Here is a 14,141-nt window from a genome sequence, read left to right as displayed (position 1 = left end):
GCGCGGGACACGAAAAGGGCGGCGCCAGCGGCGCCACCCTTCCCGCAAGCGCACTTGCTTACTGGTACTTCTTGCCGTTCACCACCACGTAGCCGGCATATGGCCAGGATTTGCTGGTGCCGTGGTGCGTCCAGTCGATGCCCTGGCTGTCCATGTTGTCGTAGTAGTAGCGGCCCTTCACGTAGGTGGTGTCGCCCACCGCCACCCACGGCCACTTCGGCGCGCTCATCTGGTCGAGATCCGACACGATCTCGATCACCACGCCCGACGCCACCTGCACGTAGAAGTAGCCGTGGTGGCCGCTGCGGGTCTTCTTTTCCGGCAGCACCGCGGTGACGATGCCGCAGACGTCCTCGGGCTGGTCGGCCTCGATCACGCCGTCCTCGAACGCCTGCTGGTCCTGCAGGAACTGCGCGTCGTCGCACGGATACGTGGTCGTTTTCTTCGCCGGCGCGAAAATGCCGCTGACGTAGTTGTCCTGCGCGTGCGCAACCGAGCCCAGCATCACCGACACGCCCAGCAACGCGACCGACATGTAACGTGACTTCATGATTCCCCTCCATTGTTGAAAAGCCCCCCTGCACCGCCCATCTTGAGGCATGGACATGATGTTTTTTTGAATGGCAGATGCCGTCGCCGCGACGCGTGCCTTTTGTGCGAACCGGTCGACATTGCCGGCCGGGCGCGCAGGCCTGCCCCGTGCCGGGCCGCCCCGGATTCGCGCGGAGCCGGCCGGGTCGCTAGCATGCAAGCCTTTGCACCGCGGCCCGCGCCATGTCCGAAGCCCTGTCCCTGCTCCAGCACCGCCATTCCGTGCCCTCGCGCCAGCTCGGCGCGCCCGCGCCCGACGAGACCACGCTGCGCGAGCTGCTGGCCACCGCGATCCGCGTGCCCGACCACGGCAAGCTGGCGCCGTTCCGGCTGATCCGCCTCGAAGGAGACGCCAAGCTGCGCTTCGGCGAACGGCTGGCGGAACTCGCCATCCGCAAACAGCCCGAGCTATCCGACGCCAAGCGCGAAAAGGAACAGCTGCGCTACACCTTCGCACCGCTGGTGATCGCCGTGGTCGCGCACGTCGATACCGGCAGCAGCGTTCCGGAGATCGAGCAGCGCCTGAGCGCCGGCTGCGTGGCCTACAACATCCTGCTCGGCGCGCACGCGCTGGGCTACGGCGCGCAATGGCTCACCGGCTGGGCCGCCTACGACCCCGACGTGGCGGCGCTGCTGGGCCTGGCCGCCAACGAGCACGTGGTCGCCTTCGTGCACCTCGGCACGCCGCAGCTCGGCGTGCCCGACCGCGAGCGTCCCGCGCTGGACGGCCTGCTGACCACGTGGTCGCCGTGAACGCCAACCGCCGCGACGCCGCCCATCTGGTGGACGGCAGCCTCTACGTGTTCCGCGCCTGGCACTCGATGCCGGACGAATTCCACGATGCCGACGGCCACCCGGCCAACGCCGTGCACGGCTATACCCGCTTCCTGTGCGAGCTGCTGGAACGGGCGCGGCCGGAGCGCCTCGCGGTGGCCTTCGACGCCTCGCTCACCAGCTCGTTCCGCAACGCGATCTACCCGCCCTACAAGGCCAACCGCGAACTGCCGCCGCCCGACCTGGAACGCCAGTTCGTGCTGTGCCGCGAAGTCACCGCGGCGCTGGGCATCCCGGTGATGATCGACCACAGCTACGAGGCCGACGACCTGATCGGCAGCGCGCTGTGGAGCCTGCGCGCGCACGGCGTACCCGGCGTGATCGTCTCCGCCGACAAGGACTTCGGCCAGTTGCTGGGCGAGCGCGACGAGCAGTGGGACTACGCGAAGAACCTGCGCTGGGGCCCCGCCGGCGTGCACGAGAAGCTCGGCGTGCATCCGCACCAGGTGGCCGACTACCTCGCGCTGTGCGGCGACGCGGTGGACAACATACCCGGCGTGCCCGGCATCGGCGCCAAGACCGCTGCCGCCCTGCTCGGCCACTTCGGCAACCTCGAAGCCCTGCTCGAACGCGTGGACGAAATCCCCTTCCTGCGCATCCGCGGCGCCGCCAGCTGCGCCGCGAAACTGCGCGAGCACGGCGAGCAGGCCTTGCTCTACCGCCGCCTCACCCGCATCGCGCTCGACGCTCCCGTGCCCGAAGGCGCCGATGCCCTGCACCGCGCGGGCGGGGATGCGGCCGCGCTCGATGCGTTGTGCGAGCGCCTGCGCTTCGGGCCATTGACGCGCACGCGGCTGAAGGCGCTGCTGGAGTGAACCGGCTGCCTGCGCGGCCGTGAACCGCCCCGCCGGCCATACGCCGCCGTTCTCCGGTTTTCCGCGCGCCAGCTATACTGCCGCGCTTCCGTGCCATGAACCTCGGCGAATGAATCCCAACTTCCTCGAATTCGAACAACCCATCGCCGAGCTCGAAGCGAAGATCGAGGAGCTGCGCCACACCAGCCACGGCCAGGCGCTGGATATCGACGAGGAAGTCGGCAAGCTGCGCGAAAAGCTCAAGCTCAAGACCAACGACATCTTCAAGAACCTCAGCCCGTGGCAGGTCGCGCAGATGTCGCGCCACCCGGCGCGGCCGTACACGCTCGACTACATCGGCGTGATGTGCGAGGAATTCCACGAGTTGGCCGGCGACCGCATGTACGCCGACGACGGCGCCATCGTGGGCGGCCTGGGCCGCATCAACGGTCGTGCCGTGATGATCGTGGGCCACCAGAAGGCGCGCGACACCAAGGGCAAGCTCAGGCGCAACTTCGGCATGCCGCGCCCCGAGGGCTACCGCAAGGCGCTGCGCCTGATGAAGATGGCCGAGCGCTTCGGCCTGCCCGTGCTCACCCTGATCGACACCATGGGCGCCTACCCCGGCATCGGCGCCGAGGAGCGCGGCCAGAGCGAGGCCATCGCGCGCAACCTGCTGGAAATGGCCGACCTCAAGACGCCGATCATCTGCACCGTGATCGGCGAAGGCGGCTCCGGCGGCGCGCTGGCGATCGGCGTGGGCGACCGCATCAACATGCTGCAGTACTCCACCTATTCCGTGATCACCCCGGAAGGCTGCGCCACCATCCTCTGGCGCAGCGCCGAGCGCGCCAAGGACGCCGCCGAGGCGCTGGGCCTCACCGCGCCGCGCCTGCTTGAGCTGGGCCTGATCGACAAGCTGATCCGCGAACCGCTGGGCGGCGCCCACCGCAACCCGCGTTCCATGGCGATCCGCCTCAAGGCCGTGCTGATGAACCAGCTCGACGAGCTGCAGGCGCTGCCGACGGCTGATCTGCTGGAACAGCGCTACCGGCGCCTGCGCGGCCACGGCGCGTTCCAGGAATAACGTCGCAGCAGCGCGCCCGGCGCTACCATCGGCGGCATCCCCAGGCTGCCGGAAAACGCCATGGCCCACGACAAGCTCGCCGTACTGATCGACGCCGACAACGCCCGTCCCGCCATCGTCGAGGGCCTGCTCGCCGAGGTCGCCAAATACGGCACCGCACACGTCAAGCGCATCTACGGCGACTGGACCAAGCCCGACCTCAACGGCTGGAAGGAAGCGCTGCTGCGCCACTCGATCCAGCCTATCCAGCAGTTCCGCTACACCGTGGGCAAGAACGCCACCGACTCGGCGATGATCATCGACGCGATGGATCTGCTCTACGGCGGGCGCTTCGACGGCTTCTGCATCGTCTCCAGCGACAGCGACTTCACCCGGCTCGCCTCGCGCATCCGCGAGTCCGGCCTCACCGTGTACGGCTTCGGCGAGAAGAAGACGCCCGAGCCGTTCCGCACCGCCTGCGACAAGTTCATCTACACCGAGGTGCTTGTGCGCGCCGACGAAAGCGAGGCGGAGGCGGCGCCCAAGCCCCGCTCGGCCAAGGAGCTACGCGGCGACACGCGACTGATGAACCTGCTGCGCGGCGCCATCGAGGCGGCCTCCGACGATTCCGGCTGGGCCGGGCTCGGCCCCATCGGCAGCATCCTCAACAAACAGTCGCCCGACTTCGACTCGCGCAACTACGGCTACGCCAAGCTGAGCGGCCTCATCAAGGGCGTCGGCCTGTTCGAGACCGAGGAACGGCACATCGGCAACGGCAAGCACATCTACGTGCGCCCCCAAAGCGGCAAGAAGTGAAGCTTTCGCTGTCCCGCCACCTCGACGCCGCGCTGGCGGACTGGCCCGGAACCGCGCTCTGCGTGGCCTTCAGCGGCGGCCCCGACTCCACCGCCCTGCTGCACGCGCTGGCGCAGCTGCCCGCGGCGCGTGCGCGCGGCCTGCGCGCGCTGCACGTCGACCACGGCCTGCACGCGGACAGCGCGGCGTGGGCCGCGCACTGCCGGCACTTCTGCGCCGATCTCGGGCTGGACTGCGAGGTGGCGCGCGTGCAGGTTCAAACGCACCGCGGCGAAGGCGTGGAAGCCGCCGCGCGCCATGCGCGCTACGCCGCCTTCGCCGCGCACCTCCGCGCCGGCGAAACCCTGCTGCTGGCCCACCACCGCGACGACCAGGCCGAGACAGTGCTGCTGAAGTTGCTGCGCGGCGCCGGGCCAGAAGGGCTGGGCGGCATGCGCGAGCGCCGCCCGCTGAGACAAGGCGAACTGTGGCGGCCTTTGTTGCGCGACGTCACGCGGGCACAACTGCGCGACTACGTCGCCCTGCACGGCCTGCCCTGCATCGACGATCCGTCGAACGCCGACACCCGGCTCGCGCGCAACCACCTGCGCCACGAAATCCTGCCACGCATCGCCGCGCACTGGCCGCAGGCGACGGATTCGATCCTGCACAGCGCCGCGCTCAGCCGCGCCGCCGCCGATGCCTTGCGCACGCAATGGCTGGCCGCCTTCGCCACGCTGCACGACACCGCCACCGGCAGCCTCGACGCTACCGGCTGGCTCGCGCTCGCGCCCGCCTTGCGCGAACCGCTGCTGGATCACTGGCTGCACGCACGCGGCCTGCCTGCGCCCACCACCGCGCAACGCATGCAGATCGAGCGCCAGTGCCGCGCGCGCGCCGGCCAGTCGCCGTGCATCCGCTGGCGCGGCGCGGAGCTGCACGTATGGAAAGGGCGACTGTGGGCGCGCGCTCCTGTCCCCGCCATCGACCCCGGCTGGCAGGCAGCGTGGCAAGGCGAACCGCTCGCGCTGCCCGATGGCGGCAAGCTCGCACTGCACGACGCGCACGCGCGCCTGCCCGCGCCGCTGGCCGTGCGCCTGCGCCAGGGCGGCGAGCGCATCAAGCCTGCTGGCGACGCGCACACCCGCGAACTGCGCGACCTGTTCCAGCAAGCCATGTTGCCGCCATGGCAGCGCCCTGCCTGCCCGCTGCTGTACGAAGGCGAGGAGCTGGTGGCCGTGGCCGACCGCTGGATCAGCTCGCGCGGCCGCGCATTGTTCGATGCCGCCGGTAGCCTGCCGCACTGGCAACCTGCCGCGTGATCCGCCAAGTCTTCGCCGTCGGCACGTTGCATCGCATTGATTCCAGAGGCCCGCTGCGTTAGCTTTGCGGCCCATGGCCAAGACCGCTTCCACCGCCGCCAAGACGCCGCCAGCCGCCGATTTCGAGCACTCGCTGGACGAACTCGAGCAACTGGTGGCGAAGATGGAAGGCGGCCAGCAGAGCCTGGACGAATCGCTGGCCTCCTTCGAGCGCGGCATCGGCCTGTACCGCCACTGCCAGCAGGCGCTGGAGCAGGCCGAACTGCGCGTGCGCCTGCTGCTCGATCCCGAAGCCCCCGACAGCGCCGAACCGTTTGAACCCGAACACTGAGCTTGGCCCTGCCCTGCAACCGTTAATCGCCCGCGCCGAACAGGCGCTGGAGCGCAGCCTGCCGCCGGCCGCACAATCCCCAGTCGAACTGCACCGCGCGATGCGCTACGCCGTGCTCGGCGGCGGCAAGCGCCTGCGCCCACTGCTGGTCTACGCCACCGCCCACGCGCTGGGCCACGACGGCCCCGCGATGGACGCCTCCGCCTGCGCGGTGGAGCTGATCCACGCCTATTCGCTGGTGCACGACGACCTGCCCGCGATGGACGACGACGACATGCGCCGCGGCCGCCCCACCTGCCACGTCGCGTTCGGCGAGGCGATGGCGATACTCGCCGGCGACGCGCTGCAAGCACTGGCCTTCGAGCTGCTGGCCGCCCCCGGCGCGGCGCCCGACGACGCCACCGGCATGCGCATGCTGCGCGCGCTGGGCCGCGCCTGCGGCGCCGAAGGCATGGCCGGCGGCCAGGCGCTGGATCTCGCCGCGGTGGGCCGCAAGCTCACGCTGGCCGAACTCGAACACATGCACGCCTGCAAGACCGGCGCGCTGATCCGCGCCTCGGTGCAACTGGGCGCGCTCGCCGCCGGCGCGGACGAAACCGCGCTTGCCGCGCTGGATCGCTACGCCACCGCGGTGGGACTGGCCTTCCAGGTGCGCGACGACATCCTCGACGTGGAAGGCGAATCCGCGGTGATCGGCAAGACCGCCGGCAAGGACGCCGCCGCCGACAAACCCACCTTCCCCTCGATCATCGGCCTCGACGCCTCGCGCGCGCGGCTGGCCGCGCTCACCGCGACTGCGCTCGACGCCATCGCGCCGTTGGGTGCGCGTGGCGAATGGCTGGCCGAACTGGCGCTCTACGCCGCCCATCGCATCCACTGAAACGAAAAGAGCGGCCTGCGCCGCTCTTTCATTCAACGCCGGAAACCAGCGCAGCCGGATGGCAGTTGGTCACAGCGAATTGCCTGGCTCTCCCGATAATCCTGGCTTCAATGAGATCAAAGAAGATCTTCCAGAGAAATTCCCGCCTGTGCTTCCTTGCGTTTGTACTCCGCCTTGATCTCGGAAAACAACTGAGTCAGATCCATAAAGTATTGCTCATAATCGGCGCGATCACGCAATGTCTGGCTTTTGAGAAGCTGCTCGTTGTATCTGACCGCATCCCTCAACGCCTGGATAAGAAGCGGTGCGGCCGCACTGGATATCTCGATCATGCTGACTCCCTCAAGGCGCTCATGGCCAACTGGTTCAGCAGCCTCTTAAATACCGCAAGCGGCATGTCATAAGCAGGCGCAATCGTATAGTGCGTCGCCTGCATCTGTTCATTGTATGAATCTTTCACGATGGCAAGGCCAGGCGGCAGTATCGTGCCTTTCGGAATCCTGTAGTAGGCCCAGTCTTTGCCACCCGGCACTCCGGCTCGATCAAATGTGCTGGCACCGCGTGGCACGGAGCGCACCCGCACCCAATCCCTCTCTATTGTTATATCAGGCCTCCGGACACGACCGTTGGACATCTTGAAGGGCGATTCAACGAGGTCAAAGAGGCGCTCGCTTCTGCGAACGTTCAGCGCTCGCCAGAGATTCAATGGCACCTCACCATCGTAGTAGCGCTCCAGCTCTCCCCGAGCCAGAAGAATGTCTTTCAGTGTTTCATTATCCATCCGCGTCCTCCCTTTCTCCCATCCAGAGCCTATCCCGGATCATGCCGACCGGATCGCCGCAGCCTCCGGATCCGAACCGTACCGGTTGCCGCCGGAATTGCCGGCCGTCGCGAGCAGCACAATGAGCCAGATCGCGCCGATCAGCGGGATCAACTGGATCAGCATCCACCAGCCGCTACGCCCCGTGTCGTGCAGGCGGCGCACGCCGACCGCAACATACGGCAGCAGGGTGGCCAAACCATAGAGGCTGCTCAACGCGGGCAGGTGAATGGCCTGGCCGATCGCCTCCGCCACCGCGGCAGCGAGCAGGTCGACCAGGAAAAACATCCAGAACTCCTTGCGCCGCGCACGCCCCTCGAAATCCGCGTAATGCCCCTTGATGCAGCCCAGATACCAATCGAAAAAACCCATGACTCAACCTTCCCTTGATGAATTCATGTGAAGCACGCGGACGGAACGTTTCCCCGTGCGCAGAACACGCCGCGCACGGGGAAATCCAGGCGTTGTCAGTTCACCAGCCGCAGCGCGAACGGATAACGATAGCTGCCGTCCGAGCTGACCTTGACCGCGGCGACGATGCAGAGAACCAGGTTCGCCAGCCACAGCAGCCAGCCCAGCAACGCGCCGATCAGGATGACGGCGAGCACGCCGCAGATCACGTAGCCGATCAGCACGGTGATCTGGAAATTCAAGGCTTCCTTGGCCTCCCCCACGAGGTAGGCCTTGTCGGCGCGATCCTTGTGCGCCAGCCACACGATCAGCGGCACGATCACGCTGAGGATGAAACCCGACAGGTGGGTGAGCATGGCCAGGTTGCGATCATCGCTGCTGGCTTCGGTGGCGGCGGGCGGCGACGGCGGTATCTGATCCGACGGTGTGCTCATGAACGATCCTCCACGGTGGGTGAGCCGCGCACCGCAGACAGCCGGCCTTGCGCGGACTGGTCAAACGCCTGCGCAGCATGCCGCAGGAATCACTCACCCGCCACTGTCATCCTGTCCACGAGGATGGAACCGCACAGGATGTGCGAACGCGGGTCGACGTCCGTACCGACCGCGCGGATGCCGGCGTACATGTCGCGCAGGTTGGCGGCGATGGTGATTTCCTCCACCGGGTAGGCGATCGCGCCGTTCTCCACCCAGAAACCGGCCGCGCCGCGTGAGTAATCGCCGGTGATGGTGTTCACGCCCTGCCCCATCACCTCGGTGACCAGCAAGCCCGTGCCCAGCCGGCGCAGCATGCCGGCGAAGTCGCTGGCCTCGCCGTCGTCCGCACCCGGCGCCACCGCCAGGTTGTGGATGCCGCCGGCGTTGCCGGTGGATGCCAGCCCGAGCTTGCGCGCCGAGTAGCTGCCCAGCACGTAGCGCGCCAGCACGCCGCCCTGCACCAGCGCGCTGTCGCGCGTGGCCACGCCTTCGCCGTCGAAACTGCCCGAGCCGTGACCGCGCCGGAGGAGCGGTTGCTCGTCGATCTGCAACCACGCCGGCATGATCGCCTTGCCGGCGTGGTCGAGCAGGAAACTGGCGCGGCGGTACAGCGCGCCGCCGCTCACCGCGCCGACGAGATGGCCGACCAACCCGCGCGCGATCTCCGGCGCGAACAGCACCGGACATTCGCGCGTGGCGAGGCTGCGCCCGTCCAGCCGCGCCAGCGTGCGTTCCGCGGCCTTGTCGCCCAGCGCCTTGGCGCCCATGAAATCGCCGGCGCTGCGCACGCTGTCGTACCAGTAGTCGCGCTGCATGCGCTCGCCCTCGCCCGCGATCAGCGACAGCGACAGCGAATGCCGCGTGCCGCGCTCGCGGCCGACGAAGCCGTGCGAGTTCGCGTACACCGACAGGCTCTCGCCCATCTGCACGCCGGCGCCGTCGGAGTTGGCGATGCCCGCGTGCGCGCGGCCGGCATCCTCGATGCGCCGGCCCAGCTCGATGGCGCACGCGGTGTCGATAGCCCACGGATGCCACAGGTCGAGATCGGGGAAATCCTTCGCCATGCGCGCGGCGTCGGCCAGGCCCGCGGCCGGATCCTCCTCGGTAAACTTGGCGATGGCGCAGGCCTGATCCAATGTGGCCTGGATCGAATCGGGGTTGAGGTCGGCGGTGCTGGCCGAGCCCTTGCGCTGGCCGAAGTACACGGTGAGCCCGAAGCCGCGGTCGCGGGTGTGCTCTACCGTCTCCACTTCGCCCAGGCGCACGTTCACGTTGAGGCCGGTGTCGATGCTGGCGGCCACCTCGGCGGCGCTGGCGCCGGCCGCGCGGGCGCGGCGGATCACGTCCCCGGCCAGGTCGGCGAGGCGATCCAGCTCATCGAGGCTGCGGTCGGTGCGGGGGGCGATCTCGCTCACGGGAAGCTCTCAGGCAAATCAAACGGGTAGAATGCACGATCCGCGCCGTGCCGTCTCCACATGGGGGCGCCGCGGCCCACCCGCAACGCATCGCGAAGCCGAACATGTCGGTCGTCCCCGGCCTCTACCGCCACTACAAAGGCCAGCGCTACCGCGTGCTGGGCACCGCCCGCCACAGCGAGACGGAAGAACAGCTGGTGGTGTACCAGGCGCTGTACGGCGAACGCGGCCTGTGGGTACGCCCCGTGGCGATGTTCGCCGAAAGCGTGACCGTGGACGGCGCAACCGTGCCCCGTTTCGCGCTGGAACAGGCCGAACTTGGCTTGCTCGAAAATCCGGGCCTGCTGGAAAACCCATGAACCGCAACTACACCGACGATCCCGACCACGACTACGGCCCTACCCGCACCCAGCAGCGCCGCGACGCGCTGGCTGTGCTGGAGCTGGCCGGCCTGCTGGTCGAACTGCCGCCGACGCGGCTGGCGAAGCTGGAGCTGCCCGACGACGTGCGCGACGAGATCGCCCACGTGCGCCGCATCACCTCGCACATCGCGCGCAAGCGCGAGCTGGCCTTCCTCGCCAAGCTGATGCGCCGCCACGACAGCGCGGCCTTCGATTCGGTGCGCGCCGCACTGGGCGAGAACCGCGACCGCCAGCGGCAGGAAACCGCCGCGATGCACCGCATGGAAGCGCTGCGCGAGCGCCTGCTGGGCGACGACGGCGACACGGCGGCCTCCGAACTGATCGAGCAATACCCGGACGTGGATCGCCAGCACCTGCGCGCCTTGATCCGCCAGGCGCGCGTGGAGAAAGCCACGCCGAACAAGCCGCCGCGCGCGTTCCGGGAGCTGTTCCAGTTACTCAAGTCGCTGCAAGGCGACGAAGCCTAGGCGCAGCGGCAGCCAGTGCGCGCCAGCGGCGCCGCTACGCTGCGGGCCAGAAACCGCGGATGCCCGCCACGCCCTGCGCGCCTGCCGCGTGTGCCTGCGGCAGTTGCACCGGCGACATGCCGCCCAGCGCGTAGACCGGCATCGCGGCGGCTTCGGCCAACGTTTCGAAGCGTGCCCATCCCAGCGGCACTGCATCCGGGTGGCTGGCCGTGGCCGTCACCGGCGACAGCGTGACGAAATCCGCGCCCAGTTGCAGCGCTTTCGCTAGCTGCGTGGCGTCATGGCAACTCGCGCCGACGGTTTGCCGCAGCGGCAACGGGCGCGCATCGAGCGCCGCCAGCTGCGCGCCGGTCAGATGCACGCCCACGCCCAGCGACAGCGCGCCTTCGATATCCGCATTGAGCAGCAACTGCGCGCCATGTCCGTGCGCCACGGGCGACAATGCCACGGCAAGTTCGCGCACGGCATCGCGCGGCCACAGCGGCAGGCGCAACTGCAGCAGGCGCTCGCCGGCTTCGATGGCGCCTGTGATGCGCTCGAACCATGCATTGCGTTCCTGCAATGCCACATCCGCCGGCGTAATGAGGTAACGCGGCGGCAGGCGCAGCGCCTGCAGGATCGCGTGGTCGGCGGGCGCCAGCGTCGCCGGATCCACCTCCGCCGGCAGGCGCCAGCACAGGCCCTGCCCTTCCAGTGGGCGCGGCTCGCCGCGCCAGTGCGTCACGACCCACGCATCCAGCAGCAGCATGCGTTCGCCATAGCACCAGGGCACGCGGATCAGCGGCGCGGCCTCGACCGGCGTGACGCCGAGTTCCTCCTCCAGCTCACGCGCCAGCGCCGCCAGCTGCGTCTCGCCGGGCTCGCGTTTGCCGCCGGGGAATTCCCACAGGCCCGCCAGATGCTTGCCCGCAGGCCGCTCGGCCAGCAGCACGCGGCCATCGCGGTCGCGCAGCGCGCCGGCCAGCACGTGCAACGGCGCGTCGCTCACCGGCCTGCTCAGCTGCCGCGCACGTACTCGACCATGTCGAAGTCGTAGGCGTGCTCGGCGTCCCGCTTGTGGTGCACGCGAGAGACTTCCGTCCAGTCGCTGAAATGCACGCCGGGGAAGAAGGCGTCCGCGCCATCCACCGCCGCACTGACCCAGGTGAGGTACAGCCGGCGCGCCAGCGGCAAGGCCTCGCGGAACACCTGGCTGCCGCCGATCACCATCAGCCCGCTGTGGTCGCTGCGCACCTGCGCTTCTTCGATGGAACGCACGGTGATCTGGCCGGGAAACGGCGCCTCGTGCCGGCGCGACAACACCAGGTTGGTGCGATCCGGCAGCGCACGGCCGATCGACAGTGCCGTGTTGTAGCCCATCAGCACGTGCTTGCCCACGGTGAGCTGCTTGAACCAGCGCAGGTCGTCCGGCAATTGCCAGGGCAATTGCCCCTTGCGGCCGATGGCGAAGTTCTCGTCCAGCGCAGCAATCAACGAAATAGCCATCTGAACTCCCTGCTGGGTTCACGAAATCGAATCGCGCCACCGTGGCGCGATCAGTGGAACATTGTAGCGATTCGTGGATGCGTGGCGCGTGACGGCGCCGCTACACCGCCACCGGCGCCTTGATCGCGGGGTACGGCTCGTAGCCCTCGATGGCGACGTCCTCGTAGCGAAAATCCTCCAGCGCACGCACGCCGGGGTTCAGCACCAGCCGCGGCAAGGGGCGCGGTTCGCGCGTCAGTTGCAGCCGCGCCTGTTCCACGTGGTTGCTGTACAGGTGCGCGTCGCCCAGCGTGTGCACGAAGTCGCCCACGCCCAGGCCGCAGACCTGGGCCACCATGTGGGTGAGCAGCGCGTAGCTGGCGATGTTGAACGGCACGCCGAGGAAGATGTCGCCGCTGCGCTGGTAGAGCTGGCAGCTCAACTTGCCCACCTGCCCCGGGGCCGCCGCAGGGGCCACGTAGAACTGGAACAGCGTGTGGCAGGGCATCAGCGCCATCTTCGGCAGCTCGCCCACGTTCCACGCGCTGACGATCAGCCGGCGCGAATCGGGGTTGCGCCGGATCTCGTCCACCACCCAGCGGATCTGGTCGACCGCCCCGCCGTCGGCGGTGGGCCAGGCGCGCCATTGCTTGCCGTAGACCGGGCCGAGGTTGCCGGCGGCATCGGCCCATTCATCCCAGATGCTGACGCCGTTTTCCTTGAGATAGGCGATGTTGGTGTCGCCTTTCAGGAACCAGATCAGCTCGTGGACGATGGACTTCAGGTGCAGCTTCTTCGTGGTGACCAGCGGGAAGCCTTCGGCGAGGTCGAAGCGCATCTGCCAGCCGAACACGCTGCGCGTGCCGGTGCCGGTGCGATCCATCTTCCCGGCGCCGTGCTCCAGCACGTGGCGCAGCAGGTCGAGGTAGGCCTTCATCGATCGCCCTGAGCCGGCAACGCCACTTCGTACAGGCGCAGCGTGGGCGCCTTGCGCGACAGCCACAGCAGCCACAGGCCCGCGACGATCAGCGGCAGCGAGAGGATCTGCCCCATCGTGAGCCAACCGAAGGCGAGATAACCGAGCTGGATGTCGGGCAGGCGCACGAACTCCACCCCGAAGCGGAAGCAGCCGTACATCAGCGCGAACAGGCCGGAGATCAGGTAGCGCGGCCGCGGCTTCATCGACACCAGCCACAGCACGGCGAACATCACCACGCCCTCCAGCGCCAGTTCGTACAGCTCCGAGGGCTGGCGCACCAGCCCGCCGAACTGCTGCAACTGCGCCTGCCACGCCGGATGCGCGGCGGCGTAGGCCACGTCCTCGCCATGCGCATTCGGAAAGATCATGCCCCACGGCAGGTGCGTGGGCTTGCCCCACAGCTCGCCGTTGATGAAGTTGCCCAGCCGGCCCAGCCCCAGCCCGATCGGCACCAGCGGCGCCACGAAGTCCACCGTGTCCATGAAGTGCAGCTTGTGCCGGCGCGACCACCACAAGCCGGCCACCAGCACGCCGACCAGGCCGCCGTGGAAGCTCATGCCGCCGTCCCACACGCGGAACAGCGCCAGCGGATCGGCCCAGATCCAGCGCAGGCCGCCGGTGTAATAGAACAGCATGTAGCCGATGCGCCCGCCGGCGATCACGCCCATCATGCCGTAGAAGAACAGGTCGCTGAGCGCATCGCGCGTCACCGGGAGACGCCCCTGGCGGCGCCGGTATTCGCCCAGCACGGCGGCGCTGAGGAAACCGACCAGGTACATCAGCCCGTACCAATGCACCTGCACGGGGCCGAGGTGGAAGGCGATGGGGTTGATGTCGACGATTGGAGGTGTGCCCATGCTTGCCGAGCGTAGCCGCGAAAACGGGCAGTGTAGCGGACGCATCCCAAACCGCGTAACACCGCCAGTTCCCGCTGCCGTCGCGGGTGCGATGCATCCGGAATTGATCTAGACTCGTGGCCAGATCGATGCGACGCGCCCGTCGCGACGCGTCGATCGCGACGGCACCTGCAATGCCGTACGCCGGGGAATCAGGGGGAATCCATGTCGTCTTGCG

General features: G+C 68.5%; 19 protein-coding genes. 9 read left to right on the top strand and 10 right to left on the bottom strand.

Annotation, left to right across the window (positions count from 1 at the left end):
- Positions 1-58: 58 nt before the first annotated feature.
- On the bottom strand, positions 59-550 hold the full coding sequence (locus ACZ5Z2_RS04000; RefSeq protein WP_464760694.1) for a DUF3465 domain-containing protein: 492 nt from the start codon (positions 548-550) through the stop codon (positions 59-61).
- 224 nt (positions 551-774) lie between these two features.
- On the opposite strand from ACZ5Z2_RS04000, the gene ACZ5Z2_RS03995 reads away from it, so the two are divergent.
- The 7 genes from ACZ5Z2_RS03995 (at position 775) to ACZ5Z2_RS03965 (ending at position 6,613) form a co-directional block, all read left to right on the top strand.
- Complete coding sequence (locus tag ACZ5Z2_RS03995) at positions 775-1,344, top strand: nitroreductase family protein (protein ID WP_464760693.1); 570 nt, start codon at positions 775-777, stop codon at positions 1,342-1,344.
- Positions 1,332-2,240: a 5'-3' exonuclease gene (locus tag ACZ5Z2_RS03990; RefSeq protein WP_464760692.1), complete on the top strand. Its 909-nt coding sequence runs from the start codon at positions 1,332-1,334 to the stop codon at positions 2,238-2,240. Before ACZ5Z2_RS03995 ends, ACZ5Z2_RS03990 begins: the two co-directional genes overlap by 13 nt.
- Before the next feature lie 109 nt (positions 2,241-2,349).
- Positions 2,350-3,306 carry an acetyl-CoA carboxylase carboxyltransferase subunit alpha gene (locus ACZ5Z2_RS03985; RefSeq protein ID WP_464760691.1) on the top strand — a complete coding sequence of 319 codons (957 nt, stop codon included), beginning with the start codon at positions 2,350-2,352 and terminating at the stop codon, positions 3,304-3,306.
- A gap of 60 nt (positions 3,307-3,366) precedes the next feature.
- Positions 3,367-4,101, top strand: a complete 735-nt coding sequence (locus ACZ5Z2_RS03980; RefSeq protein ID WP_464760690.1) for an NYN domain-containing protein — start codon at positions 3,367-3,369, stop codon at positions 4,099-4,101.
- Positions 4,098-5,402 (top strand): tRNA lysidine(34) synthetase TilS, encoded by a 1,305-nt coding sequence (tilS, locus tag ACZ5Z2_RS03975; RefSeq protein WP_464760689.1) that lies wholly within the window; start codon positions 4,098-4,100, stop codon positions 5,400-5,402. Before ACZ5Z2_RS03980 ends, tilS begins: the two co-directional genes overlap by 4 nt.
- A 73-nt stretch (positions 5,403-5,475) precedes the next feature.
- Positions 5,476-5,733: an exodeoxyribonuclease VII small subunit gene (locus tag ACZ5Z2_RS03970; protein ID WP_464760688.1), complete on the top strand. Its 258-nt coding sequence runs from the start codon at positions 5,476-5,478 to the stop codon at positions 5,731-5,733.
- Positions 5,717-6,613 carry a polyprenyl synthetase family protein gene (locus tag ACZ5Z2_RS03965; protein ID WP_464760687.1) on the top strand — a complete coding sequence of 299 codons (897 nt, stop codon included), beginning with the start codon at positions 5,717-5,719 and terminating at the stop codon, positions 6,611-6,613. Before ACZ5Z2_RS03970 ends, ACZ5Z2_RS03965 begins: the two co-directional genes overlap by 17 nt.
- 116 nt (positions 6,614-6,729) lie before the next feature.
- On the opposite strand, the gene ACZ5Z2_RS03960 is transcribed toward ACZ5Z2_RS03965, so the two are convergent.
- From ACZ5Z2_RS03960 to pmbA, 5 genes are all read right to left on the bottom strand, one after another.
- Positions 6,730-6,945 carry a hypothetical protein gene (locus ACZ5Z2_RS03960; RefSeq protein WP_464760686.1) on the bottom strand — a complete coding sequence of 72 codons (216 nt, stop codon included), beginning with the start codon at positions 6,943-6,945 and terminating at the stop codon, positions 6,730-6,732.
- The gene (locus ACZ5Z2_RS03955; protein WP_464760685.1) at positions 6,942-7,394 is read right to left on the bottom strand and encodes a Tse2 family ADP-ribosyltransferase toxin; all 453 of its coding nucleotides are present in this window, start codon (positions 7,392-7,394) and stop codon (positions 6,942-6,944) included. Before ACZ5Z2_RS03955 ends, ACZ5Z2_RS03960 begins: the two co-directional genes overlap by 4 nt.
- Positions 7,395-7,433: 39 nt before the next feature.
- Entirely contained in the window at positions 7,434-7,805 is a 372-nt protein-coding gene (locus ACZ5Z2_RS03950; protein ID WP_464760684.1) for a DUF805 domain-containing protein, read from the bottom strand.
- Positions 7,806-7,900: 95 nt separating this feature from the next.
- Positions 7,901-8,278, bottom strand: coding sequence for a DUF4870 domain-containing protein (locus ACZ5Z2_RS03945; RefSeq protein ID WP_464760683.1), 378 nt, complete (start codon positions 8,276-8,278; stop codon positions 7,901-7,903).
- Positions 8,279-8,367: 89 nt separating this feature from the next.
- Complete coding sequence (gene pmbA / locus ACZ5Z2_RS03940) at positions 8,368-9,735, bottom strand: metalloprotease PmbA (protein WP_464760682.1); 1,368 nt, start codon at positions 9,733-9,735, stop codon at positions 8,368-8,370.
- A 104-nt stretch (positions 9,736-9,839) separates the two neighbouring features.
- Here pmbA and ACZ5Z2_RS03935 point away from each other — a divergent pair, with 104 nt between their 5' ends.
- Entirely contained in the window at positions 9,840-10,094 is a 255-nt protein-coding gene (locus ACZ5Z2_RS03935; protein WP_464760681.1) for a DUF1653 domain-containing protein, read from the top strand.
- Positions 10,091-10,624, top strand: a complete 534-nt coding sequence (gene yjgA, locus ACZ5Z2_RS03930) for a ribosome biogenesis factor YjgA (protein WP_464760680.1) — start codon at positions 10,091-10,093, stop codon at positions 10,622-10,624. Before ACZ5Z2_RS03935 ends, yjgA begins: the two co-directional genes overlap by 4 nt.
- Before the next feature lie 34 nt (positions 10,625-10,658).
- On the opposite strand, the gene ACZ5Z2_RS03925 is transcribed toward yjgA, so the two are convergent.
- The 4 genes from ACZ5Z2_RS03925 to lgt all read right to left on the bottom strand — a co-directional run bounded on the left by ACZ5Z2_RS03925 (position 10,659) and on the right by lgt (position 13,924).
- Positions 10,659-11,612 carry a Nudix family hydrolase gene (locus tag ACZ5Z2_RS03925; protein ID WP_464760679.1) on the bottom strand — a complete coding sequence of 318 codons (954 nt, stop codon included), beginning with the start codon at positions 11,610-11,612 and terminating at the stop codon, positions 10,659-10,661.
- 8 nt (positions 11,613-11,620) lie between these two features.
- Positions 11,621-12,109: a dihydrofolate reductase gene (locus tag ACZ5Z2_RS03920; protein WP_464760678.1), complete on the bottom strand. Its 489-nt coding sequence runs from the start codon at positions 12,107-12,109 to the stop codon at positions 11,621-11,623.
- 100 nt (positions 12,110-12,209) lie between these two features.
- Entirely contained in the window at positions 12,210-13,025 is an 816-nt protein-coding gene (locus tag ACZ5Z2_RS03915; RefSeq protein WP_464760677.1) for a thymidylate synthase, read from the bottom strand.
- Positions 13,022-13,924 carry a prolipoprotein diacylglyceryl transferase gene (gene lgt / locus ACZ5Z2_RS03910; RefSeq protein ID WP_464760676.1) on the bottom strand — a complete coding sequence of 301 codons (903 nt, stop codon included), beginning with the start codon at positions 13,922-13,924 and terminating at the stop codon, positions 13,022-13,024. The genes ACZ5Z2_RS03915 and lgt overlap by 4 nt, the downstream gene beginning before the upstream one ends.
- Positions 13,925-14,141: the final 217 nt, after the last annotated feature.

The organism is Rhodanobacter sp. G1 (genome assembly GCF_055397855.1).
Note: the sequence above shows the minus strand (reverse complement) of the source record. Positions and strands in the feature narration are given on the sequence as shown.